The following is a 16,508-nucleotide window of genomic DNA, read 5'->3' on the forward strand; positions in this document are numbered from 1 at the left end:
CTTAGCAAAGATATTTCGCGCAGGAGCTGTGCACTGACGAATGGGAACATTCTCCAATTGGGTGGGGCTGATGCTTGTCGATTCATTGTGGTGCGACGGGCGGGAGATGTGGCGTCAGACTTCCGGCCTCATGCTTGATAGCATGAGGATTGGAAGTTTGGCGCCTGTCTCCCTTGGAAATGGGTGATTTATTGGTAATCTACTTTTCTCTGCATCAGTGATTCTCTATAGGAAAATCATTATTTTATTTTCCGATTGGTTTAGTATACATGGTTTTATTTTGGAAAGCAAGTGGTTTTTTTGATTTTTATGCATATTTTTGTGTATTTTTACGTGTAATCGCCTATTTTTATGCATTTATATTTATTTTTATGTATTATTATGCATTTTCAAAAAAACCAAAGAACAACTGATCTACTATTTCATCTTTTGCTGTTCCTTTAAAAGAATGAATTATTCTCAAACCAGATGCAATTCTCTCTGGTAGGTGCATGGTTTGGATAGAACTTTTTATTGACTATTTTAGGAAAATTCAATTACTATTAAGGAAGTGATTGTAAAGGAGTTGTTATTTTATGGAACGGGATCTTACTTCGGGGAGTGTTTTTCGGAATGTGATTTATTTTTCGCTACCTTATTTTTTATCTTATTTTTTGCAGACACTTTATGGGATGGCGGATCTTTTTATTGTTGGGCAGTTTGATGGGGTTGCCAGTACAACAGCGGTTTCGATTGGGAGCCAGGTGATGCATATGTTGACGGTGATGATCGTGGGGCTTGCGATGGGGGCTACAGTTTCAATCGGGCAGTCTATTGGAGCGGGCGATAAGAAAAGGGCTTCTGTGTTTGTGGGAAATACGGTGATTTTGTTTATGGGGATTTCTCTGGTGCTGGCGGTTTTGCTTCTGTTTTTTGTGAAGCCGGCTGTTGCCGTGATGTCTACACCTGCGGAGGCTGTGTCAGGAACGGCAGCTTATCTGACGATCTGTTTTCTCGGGATTCCTTTTATTACGGCGTATAATGTGATCAGTTCGATTTTCCGCGGACTGGGAGATTCTAAAAGTCCGATGTATTTCATCGCAGTTGCATGTGCGGTGAATATTATACTGGATTATCTGTTTATCGGATTTTTCCATCTGGGAGCTTCCGGTGCTGCGCTTGGCACAACACTTTCCCAAGCGTGCAGTGTTCTGTTTGCACTGATTGCCATTAAACGTAAGCAGACCGGACTTTCTCTTTCCGGAGACTGTTTCCGCCCACAGAAAAAACCGCTTGACAAAATTCTGAATATTGGGATTCCAGTAGCGCTTCAGGACGGATTTATTCAGATTGCTTTCATTATTATTACGATCATTGCCAACCGGCGCGGACTGAACGCAGCCGCTGCTGTCGGCATTGTGGAAAAAATCATCAGCTTTCTGTTCCTGATTCCGTCTTCCATGCTTTCGACTGTTTCTGCACTCGCAGCTCAGAATATCGGTGCCGGAAAGTATGACCGTGCAAAGCAGACGCTTCGCTATGCCATGATGATCGCCATTGGATTTGGTCTGGTCGTCTCTATATTGATCCAGTTTATCGCAGCTCCGGTTGTCGGACTTTTCACTGCAGACGCAGCCGTTATTCTTCTCGGCGCACAGTACATTCGCGGATATATCTGGGATTGTATTTTTGCCGGCGTTCATTTCAGTTTCAGCGGATACTTCTGTGCATGCGGAAGATCTGGAATTTCATTTTTACATAACCTGATCGCTATTTTATGCGTGCGTATTCCCGGTGTTTATCTGACTTCAAAAATTTTCCCGCATACACTGTTTCCGATGGGATTCGCAACCGCTACCGGCTCCTTATTGTCTGTGATCATCTGCATCATTGCTTACCGATGGTTATGTGAAAAATCCGGAAAATAGAATACAGGATCGGACTCTTACGAATTTCTCCAGATCATCAAAAATGGTGACTCACTACGAGCCACCATTTTTGATGATCACTTATCTGATATGCGCTTCTTCATGTGCAAGCAGCCATTCTTTCTTTTCAAGTCCACCGGCATATCCGGTCAGGCTTCCGTCGCTTCCGATGACCCGGTGACATGGAATAATCACAGAGATCGGATTATGTCCGACCGCACCTCCGACTGCCTGCGGCGAGATACTTTTCGCGCCCCGTTTTACTGCAAGGATCTTTGCGATCTTTCCATAAGTAATGGTACATCCATATGGGATTTTTGCGATAATCTTCCATACTTCTTTTCGGAAATCACTTCCTGCAGGTGCAAGAGGAAGTTCTTCCGGATCCGGATCCTGCCCTGCAAAATACCGATCCAGCCAGTACTCTGCCTGATCCAGTACCGGCAAGACTTTCTTCTCCTCAAAATCTTCTATAATCTTGTCCATATAGTATTTCTGTCCTTCAAACCATGCACCGACAAGTACATCCTCCCGTGCTCCAAGCGTAATTTTCCCGATCGGCGAATCATAGTAGCTTACATACAGCATTTTTCATTCTTCCCCTTTTTCATCCGTCCTGATACCCATGTTTTTGAGGATTGCGAGAGTGCAAAGCACGTAGCAATCTGGTATCAAAGGGGTCAAAATACCTTTGGACCCCAACATCTTAAAAATAAAAACAAAATTCCTTAACTTTTGTATCATTCAAATTATAAAATGGAGATTTTTTCCTGTCAATCTTCTTATCCGCGAATTTGTCCATTTCCAAAGATCACATACTTTTTCGTGGTAAGGGCTTCCTGCCCCATCGGTCCGCGGGCATGAAGTTTCTGGGTACTGATTCCGATTTCCGCCCCGAATCCAAATTCGTTTCCGTCAGTAAATCTGGTTGACGCATTGACATACACTGCCTTCTACCGGCAATGTCAGAACATAATCAAATATGTTATTCTTATTCATTTTATGCATATCACTCATCTCGCCGGTTCCTTTCTTCCTTTAGCGTGTTACCTTGTTACTTTTTGTTATATTTTACGGGTTTTTGTGTAAATGTCAAGTATTTTTCTGATTTATCTTTATATTTTCTGTTTAATCTTCTTCTATCCTTCTTTTTTCTTATTACTCTCTTTCCTTTTTATACATAATTATGCATATTTTATGTATATTTTTACTTTTATTTGCATAAAATAACATTTTTAAAAGTTTTTTCATTTTATTATTGCATAAATATAAAAAATGGTGTATAGTGGGTTGTGAATTGAATACAAAAGAAAATTTTTAGGAGGTTTATATACAATGAAAGAAAAAGTAGTTCTTGCATATTCTGGTGGTCTTGATACTACCACACTGATCCCTTGGTTAAAGGAGACATTTGATTACGAAGTTATCTGCTGCTGTATCGACTGCGGACAGGGCGAAGAGCTGGATGGTCTTGATGAAAGAGCAAAACTCGCAGGTGCTTCTAAATTATACATCGAAGATATCACTGATGATTTCTGTGACAACTATATTATGCCATGTGTACAGGCAAATGCTGTTTACGAAAATGCATACCTTCTCGGAACTTCTATGGCTCGTCCGGCAATCTCCAAGAGACTTGTTGAAGTAGCAAGAAAAGAAGGTGCTACTGCTATCTGCCACGGTGCTACCGGAAAAGGAAATGACCAGATCCGTTTCGAGCTTTCTATCATGGCTCTTGCCCCGGATCTTAAGATCATCGCTCCTTGGAGAATGACAGATCTGTGGACACTTCAGTCACGTGACGATGAGATCGCTTACTGTAAAGCTCACGGAATCGATCTTCCGTTTGACGCAAGCCACAGCTATAGCCGTGACCGTAACTTATGGCACATCAGCCACGAAGGACTGGAACTTGAAGATCCATCCTGCGAACCAAATTACGCTGATCTTCTTGTTCTTGGAAATACACCGGAAAATGCACCGGATGAAGATGAATATGTAACTATGACATTTGAAGAAGGTGTTCCGAAGACAATCAACGGCGAAGCCATGAAGGTTTCTGATATCATCCGCAAACTCAACGAACTTGGCGGCAAGCATGGTATCGGTATCGTTGATATCGTCGAGAACCGTGTTGTTGGTATGAAATCCCGTGGTGTTTATGAAACTCCTGGTGGAACAATCCTGATGGAAGCTCACAAACAGCTTGAAGAACTGGTTATCGACCGTGCTACCATGGAAGTTAAGAAAGATCTTGGCAACAAACTCGCTCAGGTTGTATACGAAGGAAAATGGTTCACACCACTTTGTGAAGCTCTTCGTGCTTTCGTAAAATCTACCCAGAAATATGTTACAGGTGAAGTTAAATTCAGACTTTACAAAGGAAATATCATTAAAGCCGGAACTACTTCTCCATACTCACTTTACAATGAATCTTTGGCAAGCTTCACAACTGGTGATATGTACGATCATCATGATGCAAGCGGATTCATCACTCTGTTCGGACTTCCGCTGAAGGTTCGTGCGATGAAGAATCTTGAGGTAAACAACAAATAATTGTATATCCCCATACTGACAGATTTAAAGGACGTTGATATGAAATTATCAGCGTCCTTTTTCTGAGCAAGCCAACGCTTAAAAGGTTCCGCTTTTGGCGAGGGTCTACATGAAATGTAAGTTTCACTCCAACAGGCTCGTCAAGCATAAAATGTCATTTTTATAATTATGCTATAGTAGTTATCAGCCATTTATGATTCATATAAAGGCATATCCACCCCGTATTCTCTATCAATCCCCATACAGATCTGCTCAAATATCTGATTTGACAGATATACACCTTACTTTCCGCTTTCAGGCAGCTCTCCCAGTGATAGTTTCCCCGGCACAACGCAGTTCCAAGACCGGGAGACGCGCGCAAAGTGAGATCATATTTCAGGCGATACTCCCCTGGTTTTATTTCGGGAAGTTCCTTACAAAATTGCAGATCTGGCATGAATTTCATTCTCATTTCTTCTGCTTTCTATCATTATATGATACCACAGGCACAGTCGTTCTTATTCTGTCAGTTCTTGCTCTTTAATCTTCAACCAGTCCTCTTTCCACTACATTTTCCACGGCATCCATCTGTTCCAGGATTTCTTCACGGCGTTCATCCAAAAGTAAACCTTTGTTGTATTTGTAATACATCGCACAGTCATTTTCCCGCAGGAACGCAATGCTGTACACATTACTGTTGAGTTCCGTGACAAATACTGCCATTTCCTGGCTCTCGCCGAAAGCAGATTCCAGGAATTCAAAGCAGTGATTCAGCGTTTCCAGTGTCTTATCTGCCATTTGCTCTCTCTGCTCTTCTTCGCTGTCAAATGTGGCCTTTACAGACTCAAATTCCGGAACTTTCTGGTATTCTTCCAATTTGCATAAAATACGCTCCATACGGTGCATTTCCGCCTTTGTAAGCTGTCCGGCGGCCTTCTTCTGTTCAACTTCCCGCCTAAGAGACTGAATTTTCGCAGCAAGGACCTCTCCCGGAACCGCACCTTCCTTTTGCAATTCCTCTTTATAAGCACACAGCTGAGCAAACAGTCCCTCCACAAATTTTTCCATCTCATATTCTTCTTTAAAAAGTTCTGCCATCTTTCCGACCAGAAGATTTACCACACTCAGCCGCTCATCAAACGACGCAAATTTCAAACGTTCTAAGGTATCTTTTTCATAATATCCTGCAAGGATCCGCTCCAGTCCATACTCCTTCTGATACTTTCGGTAAAGCTCCAGATAATTTGCAAAATCCTTCGCTGTCTTCCAGTGCTGGAGGTACTGATGCACAACCTCACGATCCACCTCTTTACCAAGCTTTTCATAAACATGGATCAACCTTGACAGGTCTTCCCATCCTCTGGCTGTGACAAACATTTTTCCATCTACTGTATTTTCCATACGATAGAAATTCTCTTTTCGAAGCTCCAGATAAGAAAGCACAGCAGGATGGATTCCAACCTGATACGCATATTCCTTCCAGACATCAAAATCAGCTTCCACATCGATCCGCTTGATCCGGTCCAGTGTCACCACATCAAATTCCCGCACCGACTTATTATATTCCGGCGGATTCCCTGCCGCCACAATGATCCATCCCTCCGGCACACTCTGATTACCAAACATCTTGCACTGTAAAAACTGCAACATAGTCGGCGCCAACGTCTCTGAAACACAGTTGATCTCATCGATAAACAGGATTCCCTCTTTCATGCCGCTCTGCTCTATCTTTTCATATACAGCAGCAATGATCTCACTCATCGTATACTCGGTTACCGAATACTCTTTTCCACCGTAGATCTTTTTCTGAATAAATGGAAGCCCGATCGCACTCTGTCTGGTATGGTGCGTGATCGTATACGCAACCAATCCGATCTTACATTCCCTTGAAATCTGCTCCATGATCTGTGTTTTTCCAATTCCCGGAGGTCCCATCAGAAGGATCGGTCTCTGATGGATTGCCGGAATCTGATATTCTCCATATTCATCCTTCATCAGGTATGCCTGCACCGCATCCTTGATTTCCTGTTTTGCACGTTTAATATTCATCTATTTCTCACTCCTCTCAAATCTTCTTCATCCAGAACCAGTTTCATCGCCCACGGCGGAACTTCCTGTTCTTCTGCCCCGTCGTCCATAAATACAAACGCGGTCTGGTACAAAGGCATTTTCTGCGGATAAATCCCCTGTCCATCGGTAAAATAGATCACACCCTTCAGTTCAGTGAACCGGTGCGTCGCGATCAGATCATCAATATAGGCAAACGCCGGTCTGAAATCCGTTCCACCTTCCCCGGCAAGATCCAGCTTTTCCATATATTCCTGTAATTCTTCTTTACAGGTAATCTTCCTGTCCGACTGCACCTGGTCATCACATTGTATAATGTGGATATTGACTCTCTGAAAAAAGCTCTCTGCTTCACTTAAAATGCCATAGGTCTCCTCCAGGAATTTTTTTACCAGATCTCCTGAACAGGACATGGAAGTATCGATCACGATTGCAAAATCCTCCACTTTTTTCACTTCTTTCCACTCCTGCGGCTCGATCAGAGGCATATTTCCATAAAGGCGCAATCCATAACTGTAAAATACATAATCAAAGCTGTCATCATCCACGGTAACCTCTTCCTTCAGCACAGCAAATTTGCGCAGAAAGCTGCGGTAGTCATATCGCTGTCGGTTCTCTACCCGGACCTGATCCAAAAAATGCCCGGTATTTGATGCTGCTTCTTTCGAAAAAGTTTCCATATCGGTCTGCATTTTCTCGCTGATATCCTGCCACCTCTGGTTCATTTCGCTTTGTTTTTCATCATCTTCATCTTTTGCCCAGTACTTGTGATCATCCACGGTAAATTCCTGGGCCATGCGCTCCATCTCTCTGTCCGAAAGCTTCCATCTTACCAGTACTCCATAAATTTTTTCCGCTGTAAATACCTTGATTTCCTCTTTCAGATCCCGGTAGGTTCTCTGTCTGATCCAGGACTGGCTTTTTCGTATATTCTGGAGGTTCCAGTCATCAATCACAGATTCTACCGCAATATCCGCCGCCAGGTTCCATACAAGCTCTTCCCGTCCATTTCTGCGAAATACATGTCGGAAAATGCAGTGCAGAACCAGATGTAGATAGGCGCGGTTTACCCAGATCCGGTTCTGCCTGTACTCACCTCCCAGCATCTGCCCGTTAAAATACATTGTCTCTCCGTCTGTAGCAAGAAGGTCTACCGAAAAATCCTGTACATAATAAAATGCCGAAAGCGCCACATCCATAAATCTCATCTTCATATACAGTTCGTTCCTCGTCAGAACCAGTATTTTATGTCCGATTTCTTCCAGACCCTGTTCTAATGACATTTCTTCCAATCTTTCCACCTTCTTTTACAATACAAACTTTTTCTTCTTTTTTGGAAAACTACGGTAACGCTCGTCCATCAAAATAGCTGAAATCTCGGTCTGTCCTGCATCTGCCGCATAAGTAATCGTTTTTCCCAACGCTTGTTCATCAAAATAATGCTCTCTGCAGCAAAAAAGCAGAACCTCCTGCGGATCTCCGGCGGCGATTTCGCGTCTTTCTTTCACCGCATGGATACAGCTTTCTCCAATTTCTTCCATATGCGCCTTTACATAATTTTCATAGCGCAACTTCGCCGCATCTTCCAGCTTCCACGGATATCGCAGACGCGTCAGAGCCACACTGAAAATTGCCTCTTCCGAATCTCTTGCTTCAGAAAGTGCAAACAGCCGGTCGTATTTTCCATAATCCAGTTCCCGCCGGTAAAAGCACTCCCTGTACTCTCCACCGGAACCATAATAATGCGTCTCCACGATCCGCGCCGGCGTATTTTCCACCGCATCTGCGTAATATTCCGGAAACAGGATCTTCGTCTCCGTTCCCTGATAACGCAGTGTTGCAATGATCTGATACCGGATCTCCGTCAGAATTTCCTTAAGACAGGACTTATTTCCATCCATAAAATCAATCTCCACCTTCTCCAGACGGCATCCGGTAAATACCCCGCTACCCATCCGCACGATTGCATCTGTCCCATGGAAAAGTTTCAGATTCATACATCCATAAAACGCATAATTTCCAATTGACTGTACGGTAGACGGAAGATGGATCTCCCTTACTATTCCACCACAGCAGAGTTCTTCCGGCTGCGCAAAACGATCATCCTCTTCATCTGTCTCTGTCTGATAAACAGATGCATTTTTCTCTTCTTCATCTTTATGCAGTGAAAATGTATATGGAGCAATGCGGATGACAGGAATTCCCTCTATCTGCTCCGGTACTTTTATGATTCCTGAATCCTGCCAGATCCTGAGAATTTCAAGTCCGTTTTCTATTTTCTGATATTGTATCTTCATAAATTTCACTCCTGAAATTGATTCTGTCTGTTCTATCCAATTAAGGATTATAGCAAAAAAAAGCAGATTTTTCCATTATCCACTTCACACAATATATCGAAATTTCACGAAATGTATCGTTATGAACAAAATTATTTACATATCTATAGAATTCCTTTATTCTATAGTTAGATAGTCGGTATGAATATTTGAAGGAGGTACTTATGTATGACGTCAGGCATGTATTAAGAAAAGCCGGTCTCCGTTCCACCTACTCTGGTTATAACTATCTTGCTTCAGCAGTCGCTCTCGTTCTCAAAGATCAGGAATTTTATATGAAGAACGTAACCTCTAATCTCTACCGTGTTGTCGGCGAGCAGTATGGCGTTTCCAACATGTGCGTTGAAGCCGCCATCCGCACAATGATCAACAGTTATTGGAATCAGAATTCTAATAAAATTTTAAGCCCGCTGCTTGGTTATCCTGTATTTGACAAACCGACCGCATCCGAATTTATTTCGATGCTGGCGGATTATATCCAGGATCATTCCCCTCGTTAATTATAAGATACTGCGTAGAATTTATGCATTATCGCATATCAGCATGGTATATACAGAATAACATTAGTAGGCCGGCATTAAACAAGGTGCAGCCTATGAGGTTGCACCTTGTTTATCGAACCGGATTTTTATAACATATTTTTTATAATTGGGGACGTTTTTCCATACTCGCTGTTTTAGTTGCCACAGCTACAATTTGAATCCTTATCAAACTCCGGATTGATTGCATAAAAGTTCTTACTGTTCAGATTATCCTGAACGATTCTTAAACTTTCTCCAAATCTTTGGTAATGTACAATTTCCCGCTTTCTCAAAAAACGAATCGGATCACATACTTCCGGGTCTTTTACAAGCCTTAAAATGTTGTCATACGTCGTCCTGGCTTTCTGTTCTGGGGCGACCTTGTAAGTACAACATATACAAAAATATAGAGGGTAAAGCAGATATTCCGCCTTTCCAGTGTATCAATTCAGACGTTCAGAAATGAGCGTCTATTTTTTTACCCTAAAGCCAGAAAGGATGTGATACCACGAAGAAATCACCACCGCCGGAGCGTTCCCCTCCGCTTCCAGACCGTAACCCGAAACCAACCATCAAACACAACATTCAGAAAGGACAGGTACATCTATATGGAATTAAAATTCGTTATCCCCAACATGGAAAAGACATTCGGCAACTTGGAGTTTGCCGGAGAAGACAAAACAGAACAGAGAAGAATCAACGGACGCATGGCGGTACTTTCTCGCAGCTTCAATCTTTATTCAGACATACAGAGGGCAGATGATATTGTGGTTATTCTCCCTGCCGAAGCCGGAGAGAAGCATTTTGACTTTGAGGAACGTGTGAAGCTCGTCAATCCCCGTATTATCGCAGAGGGCTATAAAATTGGCACAAGGGGCTTTACTAACTACATTTTACACGCTGACGATATGGTAAAAGCGTAAGGAAAAGGAGGACATCAGACTATGAGATTAGCAAACGGAATTGTGATTGACAAGGAAGCAACATTCGGGGCATTGAAATTTTCTGCCCTCCGCCGTGAGGTTCACCTCCAGAATGAAGACGGCTCGGTATCAGAAGAAATCAAGGAGCGTACCTATGACTTAAAATCCAGAGGACAGGGGCGTATGATTCAGGTTTCTATCCCTGCCAGCGTGCCATTAAAGGAGTTCGATTACAACGCAGAGGTGGAACTTATCAATCCAGTGGCAGATACCGTGGCAACGGCTACCTTTCAGGGAGCAGAGGTGGACTGGTACATCAAGGCAGAGGATATTGTCCTAAAAAGAGGGGCTGCCATGAATCCGCAGACACCAAAGAAAGACCACCTAATAGCAAAATAACTTGATAAACCTATTGCGTTTTATAAATAATAAAAGTTAAATTTCCCTCTATTTCTATTGGGAAAATTGTTGTTTTAATAAAAAATAAATGGTAGTATTATGTAAATAAATATTTAGATAAGGGGTGTCTATATGAAAAAACTCGTCGGAGAAATGTCGGATTTATTGAATAAAATCGTAAAATTTTCAGATGACTATGCAGACGTCAAAGATATCTTTCTTAATGACTCTACAATGGAGTTGGCAGAGGATGCAATAGGTTCACTTAAATTTTTAAATAATTCTAGGAAAGCACTATCAATTATTAAGTTCAAATATTTCTTAAAAGGACTTAACTATGAAAATGCTGATAAAGAAAGTATTGAAAAACTAATTAGATATGTAGATAATCAATCCAAAGCTGAATTCATTACAAACTCTTTTGACAAAATAATTTCGTCAAATTCAAAATTAGCCTGCTGCGTAATGGGACTAATGTTAAATGATATAGGACAACATAATGATGATATATCACAAGAAGATTTGATAATGTTAAATGCACTTCCTATGCTTAATGATTTCGACATAAAAAACTTTCATTATTTATATAAAATTTCCTCAAAAAATCACAAAAGTAATCATAATATTTCCCCAAAAGATATTAAGGAATGCGTACAATTATACAATATTACTCGTAGAAATTTATATTTAACAATGGGAGTATTAGAAAAATATAACTTGATGGACAAAAACATAGATGTTGATTTAGACATAGACGAGGATAACTTAGACTTTAGCAGCGTAGATTGTGATGAAACATATTATTTCAATTCAATAAGCCAAAAATTATACACTTATAGCAGTATGTTATTTAAAGATTAAAATAACACTTTTTATCTATTATACAAAATTCATATTAAACCATAAAGCAGATAATTCATTTTTATTGAGTTATCTGCTTTTCATATTCTTAAAAAGGAGAACTTTCCCATGAAGCAGCTTTTCCCCCGTGGAAAACGTATCCGTCCCACGGATAAAGACCTTGTGTTCCATGCTGCCCTTGCCGCCCTGTTTCCTGTCTTCCTGCTGGTTGTCCTGCTGTTTCATATCCGGCAAATTGCCGGAACCAACTGGCAGGAAGTGTCCCTCTCCCAGATAACACAGGATGTAAATATCCCTTATCTTCTATTCAGCATGGGCGTGGCAGGAATGGTATGTCTTGTCGCAGTTCTTCTGTTCCGGCGATACCGCAGGGATGAAGTAAAGCAGCTCATCCACCGCCAAAAGCTGGCAAGAATGGTGTTGGAAAACAAGTGGTATGAATCTGAACAGAGAAAGGAAGACGCTTTTTTCAAGGACTTGTCTTCCAGCCGTTCCAAAGAAACCATCACTTACTTTCCCAAAATCTACTACCGGATGAAACAGGGCTTGCTCCATATCCGTGTAGAAATCACCTTGGGGAAATATCAAGAACAGCTCTTAAACTTGGAGAAAAAGCTGGAAAGCGGCTTGTACTGTGAGCTGACGGATAGGGAATTAAAGGATTCCTATGTGGAGTACACCCTGCTCTATGATACCATTGCCAACCGTATCTCCATTGAGGACGTACAGGCAAAGAACGGCAGGCTCCGGCTTATGAAAAATGTCTGGTGGGAGTATGACAAGCTGCCCCATATGCTCATTGCCGGAGGAACCGGCGGCGGAAAGACCTACTTTATCCTGACTCTCATTGAAGCCCTGCTCCGCACCAACGCCGTCCTGTTCGTCTTAGACCCAAAGAACGCCGACCTTGCGGATTTACAGGCGGTTATGCCGGATGTGTACTACAAAAAGGAAGATATGCTCTCCTGCATTGACCGTTTCTATGAGGAAATGATGAAACGCAGCGAAGACATGAAGCTCATGGAGAATTACCGGACAGGGGAAAACTACGCTTACTTGGGACTTCCGTCAAATTTCCTTATCTTTGATGAATATGTGGCATTTATGGAAATGCTCGGCACAAAAGAAAATGCCGCTGTCCTCAACAAATTAAAACAAATCGTTATGCTTGGGCGGCAGGCTGGCTTCTTCCTGATTCTCGCCTGCCAGCGTCCGGACGCAAAGTATCTGGGGGACGGAATCCGTGACCAGTTCAATTTCCGTGTGGCTCTGGGGCGGATGTCGGAAATGGGCTATGGGATGATGTTCGGGGAAACCACAAAGGACTTCTTCCTAAAGCAGATAAAAGGGCGTGGCTATGTGGATGTGGGAACCAGCGTTATCTCGGAGTTTTACACGCCCCTTGTCCCAAAAGGACACGATTTCCTCAAAGAAATTAAAAAGCTCATAGACAGCAGGCAGGGAGTGCAGGCGGCGTGCGAAGCAAAAGCCGCAGAAACGGACTGACCTGCTGTAGCTGGTGTGCCGTAAGGCACGCCAGCATAAACCCCTCGTATCTAACAGAGGGGTACAAATCGACAGGCAACAATCAAACAACAGGGCAGAATCCCACGGTACACAAGGGATTTTCCCCATATCCGGCGTGTGTCAACAAGGCTCTGAAAGTTGACATACGCTTTTTTAGACAGGAGGGATTTTCACTGAATGAAAAAACATGGGTACGGGACATCAAAGAGAAACGGGAAGTTTACGGTATCTCACAACAGAAACTTGCCCTAGCTGCCGGAATCACCCGTCCGTACCTGAGCGATATTGAAACGGGCAAGGCTCACCCGTCCGAAGCATTACAGGAAGCCATCACGGAAGCTCTGGAACGCTTCAATCCAGACGCTCCCCTTGAAATGCTCTTTGACTATGTGCGGATTCGCTTTCCCACTACGGATGTGAAGCATATCGTGGAAGACGTGCTGCGGCTAAAGCTCCCCTACTTTATCCATGAAGACTACGGTTTCTACTCTTACACAGAGCATTACTATCTGGGGGATATTTTCGTTCTGGTATCACCGGAACTGGAAAAAGGGGTGCTGCTGGAACTGAAAGGGCGTGGCTGCCGCCAGTTTGAAAGCTATCTGCTGGCACAGGAACGGAGCTGGTATGAGTTTTTCATGGATGTTCTCATGGAGGACGGCGTGATGAAGCGGCTTGACCTCGCCATCAATGACAAAACGGGAATCCTGAACATTCCCCATCTGACAGAGAAGTGCCGGAATGAGGAATGTATCTCGGTCTTCCGCAGCTTCAAAAGCTACCGCAGCGGCGAACTGGTACGGCGTGAGGAAAAAGAATGTATGGGGAACACCCTGTATATCGGTTCCCTCCAAAGTGAGGTGTACTTCTGCATTTACGAAAAGGACTATGAGCAGTACAAAAAGCATGATATTCCCATTGCGGACGCAGAGGTAAAGAACCGCTTTGAAATCCGGCTGAAAAATGAGCGTGCCTTTTACGCCATCCGTGACCTGTTAGAACATGACAATCCAGAACGGACAGCCTTTCAAATCATCAACCGCTATGTCCGGTTCGTGGACAAGGACGATACGAAACCCCGTTCTGACTGGCGTATCAGTGAGGAATGGGCGTGGTTCATTGGGGAACACAGGGGAAGCCTGAAACTGACAACCAAACCGGAACCCTATTCCTTTGAACGCACCCTGCACTGGCTCTCCCATCAGGTAGCACCCACATTAAAGCTGGCTCTCCGTCTGGATAAGATGAACCACACCCAGATTGTCCATGACATCATCACCCATGCAAAGCTGACGGAGAAGCACGAAAAAATCCTGAAGCAGCAAGCCGCCGCTGCAAAGGAGGTGGTGCTTTAACGGCGGCAATTTTGGAACCTAAGAACTCTTACAGGAAAGAAAGGAGCTTTTATGAATTTCGGACAGAATCTTTACAACTGGTTTTTATCCAACGCCCAGTCCCTTGTGCTGCTGGCAATCGTGGTAATTGGACTGTACCTCGGATTTAAGAGGGAATTTTCCAAACTTATCGGTTTTCTGGTAGTTTCCCTTGTAGCGGTTGGGCTGGTCTTCAATGCGGACGGTGTAAAGGACATCTTACTGGAACTGTTCAATAAGATTATCGGTGCATAGGAAACCCTTGTTACACTTCCGTTATGGAGCAAGCTCTGATTGCTTCATGGCGGAAGTCCACTAGGAGCTTGGGGAGCGTAACTCCCCAAAAGAAAGAAGATGTAATATGATAGTGTATGATAATTGAGATAAACTAAGAATGGTGGTATAATTTCTTTATATAGTAATTGAAAGTGGAGGAAATGTATGAAGGATTTTATTGATTTTTTGAAATTACCACCGAACATTTTAGGAGCTTTATCTATTGCCAGTGGTACATTATTATTATTGCCTCAAAAGTTAGCCCAAAAGTTTTATATTATAAATTTTCGGGAAAAATATGGTTTTACAATAGGCATTGTTTTTGTGATTTCCACAGCCTTACTAATAGTTTTATTACTATCTAAAATTTTTCATTTCTTTTATGACAAGTATGCTTCAAAGAAATTAGGAACTGCTCAGATTAAATATTTGAAAAATATGACACCAGAACAGGTGACAATCATTCGGGAGTTTTTACATGAACCAACTCACACCCTGCCATTACCCATGAACAATGGATTAGTAATAGAACTTCAACATTTACAAATATTAACCCCTGCCGGACAAACTCATTTAGTAAGTATGTTAGACCCACAAATCAATTATTTTTTACAACCTTGGGTAATTAAAAAAATCAATAGTGATGAAGAATTAAAGCGAATATTTTATTAGAAAAATGGCAACTGACAAACAAAGTTAGTTGCCATTTTTTGTTCTAAGAAAGGACGTGATACTGATTGAGGAAATGAGAATCTACATCCTGAACACCACACGGTTTTACCATGAGGATTTTGAGGAATACCCTGGGGCATGGTTTTCCTGTCCTGTGGATTTTGAAGAAATCAGGGAACGTCTTGGCGTTCAGAGTGAGGAAGAAATCGAAATTGAAGACTATGAGCTGCCGTTTCCATTGGAGGGCAACACAAGGCTCTGGGAAATCAACGCCCTTTGCCGGATGGTACAGGAAATGCAGGGAACGCCCCTCTATTATGAAATGGATGTGGTACAAAAGCGGTGGTTTCCCAGCTTTACAGAATTTATCGACCACAAAGACCAGATACGCTGCTATCCGGTGCAGGACGGGGAAGCTCTCGCCCGTTATCTGGTGCAGGAGGTACAGCTATTTGGAGAAGTACATCCAGACCTGTTGAACCATATCGACTACGCTGCCATTGGTCGGGAACTGGAAAATAGTGAACACTACCTGTTTACGGACAATGGTATCTTTTATTACCGCTAAAAGGAGGTGGAGGAACTTGGAGGAAATGCGGATTTACATTGCCAACTTAGGCAAATACAATGAGGGCGAACTGGTAGGGGCATGGTTCACGCCACCTGTGGACTTTGAGGAAGTCAAGGAACGTATCGGCTTGAATGATGAGTATGAGGAATACGCCATCCATGATTATGAGCTGCCCTTTGCGATTGACGAATATACCCCCATTGAGGAAGTCAACCGCCTGTGTGAGATGGTGGAGGACTTACCGGAATATATTCAGGAGGAACTATCGGAGCTGCAATCCTACTTTGGCAGTATCGAAGAACTCTGTGAGCATGAAGACGATATTATCTGCCATTCCGGCTGTGACGATATGGCGGATGTGGCTCGCTGCTATCTGGAAGAAAGCGGACAACTTGGGGAACTTCCGGCACACTTACAAAACTATATCGACTATGCCGCCTATGGGCGTGACATGGAATTGGAGGGAACCTTTGTTGTCACAAACCACGGCGTATATGAAATCTTACGGTAGACCCGTCTGTATCTCTTTCAGGAAATACA

At 42.8% G+C, this 16,508-nt stretch carries 16 protein-coding genes and 2 pseudogenes; 12 read left to right on the forward strand and 6 right to left on the reverse strand.

Annotation, left to right across the window (positions count from 1 at the left end; all coding sequences use genetic code 11):
• Window positions 1-575: 575 nt before the first annotated feature.
• Window positions 576-1,907, forward strand: a complete 1,332-nt coding sequence (locus tag PGZ10_RS04030) for an MATE family efflux transporter (RefSeq protein WP_270540740.1) — start codon at window positions 576-578, stop codon at window positions 1,905-1,907.
• An 81-nt stretch (window positions 1,908-1,988) separates the two neighbouring features.
• Here the strand turns inward: PGZ10_RS04030 and PGZ10_RS04035 are convergent, their stop codons facing one another.
• Window positions 1,989-2,495 carry a methylated-DNA--[protein]-cysteine S-methyltransferase gene (locus PGZ10_RS04035; protein WP_270540741.1) on the reverse strand — a complete coding sequence of 169 codons (507 nt, stop codon included), beginning with the start codon at window positions 2,493-2,495 and terminating at the stop codon, window positions 1,989-1,991.
• Between the two features lie 194 nt (window positions 2,496-2,689).
• A pseudogene (proA, locus tag PGZ10_RS04040) lies at window positions 2,690-2,857 on the reverse strand (glutamate-5-semialdehyde dehydrogenase); the annotation flags it as partial.
• 385 nt (window positions 2,858-3,242) lie between these two features.
• Here proA and PGZ10_RS04045 point away from each other — a divergent pair.
• Window positions 3,243-4,463, forward strand: a complete 1,221-nt coding sequence (locus tag PGZ10_RS04045; RefSeq protein WP_008374664.1) for an argininosuccinate synthase — start codon at window positions 3,243-3,245, stop codon at window positions 4,461-4,463.
• 519 nt (window positions 4,464-4,982) lie between these two features.
• Here the strand turns inward: PGZ10_RS04045 and PGZ10_RS04050 are convergent.
• The 3 genes from PGZ10_RS04050 to PGZ10_RS04060 are packed head-to-tail and all read right to left on the reverse strand — an operon-like array spanning window position 4,983 to window position 8,806.
• Window positions 4,983-6,491, reverse strand: coding sequence for an ATP-binding protein (locus PGZ10_RS04050; protein WP_270540743.1), 1,509 nt, complete (start codon window positions 6,489-6,491; stop codon window positions 4,983-4,985).
• On the reverse strand, window positions 6,488-7,792 hold the full coding sequence (locus PGZ10_RS04055; protein WP_270540746.1) for a vWA domain-containing protein: 1,305 nt from the start codon (window positions 7,790-7,792) through the stop codon (window positions 6,488-6,490). Before PGZ10_RS04055 ends, PGZ10_RS04050 begins: the two co-directional genes overlap by 4 nt.
• 24 nt (window positions 7,793-7,816) lie before the next feature.
• Complete coding sequence (locus PGZ10_RS04060) at window positions 7,817-8,806, reverse strand: leucine-rich repeat protein (RefSeq protein WP_117823971.1); 990 nt, start codon at window positions 8,804-8,806, stop codon at window positions 7,817-7,819.
• Window positions 8,807-9,009: 203 nt separating this feature from the next.
• Here PGZ10_RS04060 and PGZ10_RS04065 point away from each other — a divergent pair, with 203 nt between their 5' ends.
• Window positions 9,010-9,345: a sporulation initiation factor Spo0A C-terminal domain-containing protein gene (locus tag PGZ10_RS04065; RefSeq protein WP_117556335.1), complete on the forward strand. Its 336-nt coding sequence runs from the start codon at window positions 9,010-9,012 to the stop codon at window positions 9,343-9,345.
• A gap of 176 nt (window positions 9,346-9,521) precedes the next feature.
• Here the strand turns inward: PGZ10_RS04065 and PGZ10_RS16755 are convergent.
• A pseudogene (locus tag PGZ10_RS16755) lies at window positions 9,522-9,746 on the reverse strand (manganese catalase family protein); the annotation flags it as partial.
• A gap of 228 nt (window positions 9,747-9,974) precedes the next feature.
• Here PGZ10_RS16755 and PGZ10_RS04075 point away from each other — a divergent pair.
• From PGZ10_RS04075 to PGZ10_RS04115, 9 genes are all read left to right on the forward strand, one after another.
• Window positions 9,975-10,289, forward strand: a complete 315-nt coding sequence (locus PGZ10_RS04075) for a YdcP family protein (RefSeq protein WP_117514221.1) — start codon at window positions 9,975-9,977, stop codon at window positions 10,287-10,289.
• A gap of 21 nt (window positions 10,290-10,310) precedes the next feature.
• Window positions 10,311-10,688, forward strand: coding sequence for a YdcP family protein (locus tag PGZ10_RS04080; RefSeq protein ID WP_117514223.1), 378 nt, complete (start codon window positions 10,311-10,313; stop codon window positions 10,686-10,688).
• A gap of 132 nt (window positions 10,689-10,820) precedes the next feature.
• Window positions 10,821-11,549, forward strand: a complete 729-nt coding sequence (locus PGZ10_RS04085) for a hypothetical protein (protein WP_118633426.1) — start codon at window positions 10,821-10,823, stop codon at window positions 11,547-11,549.
• A 108-nt stretch (window positions 11,550-11,657) separates the two neighbouring features.
• Window positions 11,658-13,055, forward strand: a complete 1,398-nt coding sequence (locus tag PGZ10_RS04090; RefSeq protein ID WP_074133971.1) for an FtsK/SpoIIIE domain-containing protein — start codon at window positions 11,658-11,660, stop codon at window positions 13,053-13,055.
• 152 nt (window positions 13,056-13,207) lie between these two features.
• Window positions 13,208-14,431 carry a MobT family relaxase gene (gene mobT, locus PGZ10_RS04095; protein WP_079768236.1) on the forward strand — a complete coding sequence of 408 codons (1,224 nt, stop codon included), beginning with the start codon at window positions 13,208-13,210 and terminating at the stop codon, window positions 14,429-14,431.
• 51 nt (window positions 14,432-14,482) lie between these two features.
• Window positions 14,483-14,704 (forward strand): hypothetical protein, encoded by a 222-nt coding sequence (locus PGZ10_RS04100; RefSeq protein ID WP_002570387.1) that lies wholly within the window; start codon window positions 14,483-14,485, stop codon window positions 14,702-14,704.
• A gap of 186 nt (window positions 14,705-14,890) precedes the next feature.
• A complete protein-coding gene (locus tag PGZ10_RS04105) occupies window positions 14,891-15,397 on the forward strand; it encodes a superinfection exclusion B family protein (protein ID WP_074133969.1) in 507 nt (168 codons plus the stop codon).
• Window positions 15,398-15,470: 73 nt separating this feature from the next.
• Complete coding sequence (locus PGZ10_RS04110; RefSeq protein ID WP_074133967.1) at window positions 15,471-15,965, forward strand: antirestriction protein ArdA; 495 nt, start codon at window positions 15,471-15,473, stop codon at window positions 15,963-15,965.
• Window positions 15,966-15,990: 25 nt separating this feature from the next.
• The gene (locus PGZ10_RS04115; RefSeq protein ID WP_166460173.1) at window positions 15,991-16,479 is read left to right on the forward strand and encodes an antirestriction protein ArdA; all 489 of its coding nucleotides are present in this window, start codon (window positions 15,991-15,993) and stop codon (window positions 16,477-16,479) included.
• Window positions 16,480-16,508: the final 29 nt, after the last annotated feature.

Source organism: Coprococcus sp. AF102-57, from assembly GCF_027686195.1.
In the GTDB taxonomy this organism is placed as follows: Bacteria; Bacillota; Clostridia; order Lachnospirales; family Lachnospiraceae; genus Allocoprococcus; species Allocoprococcus comes.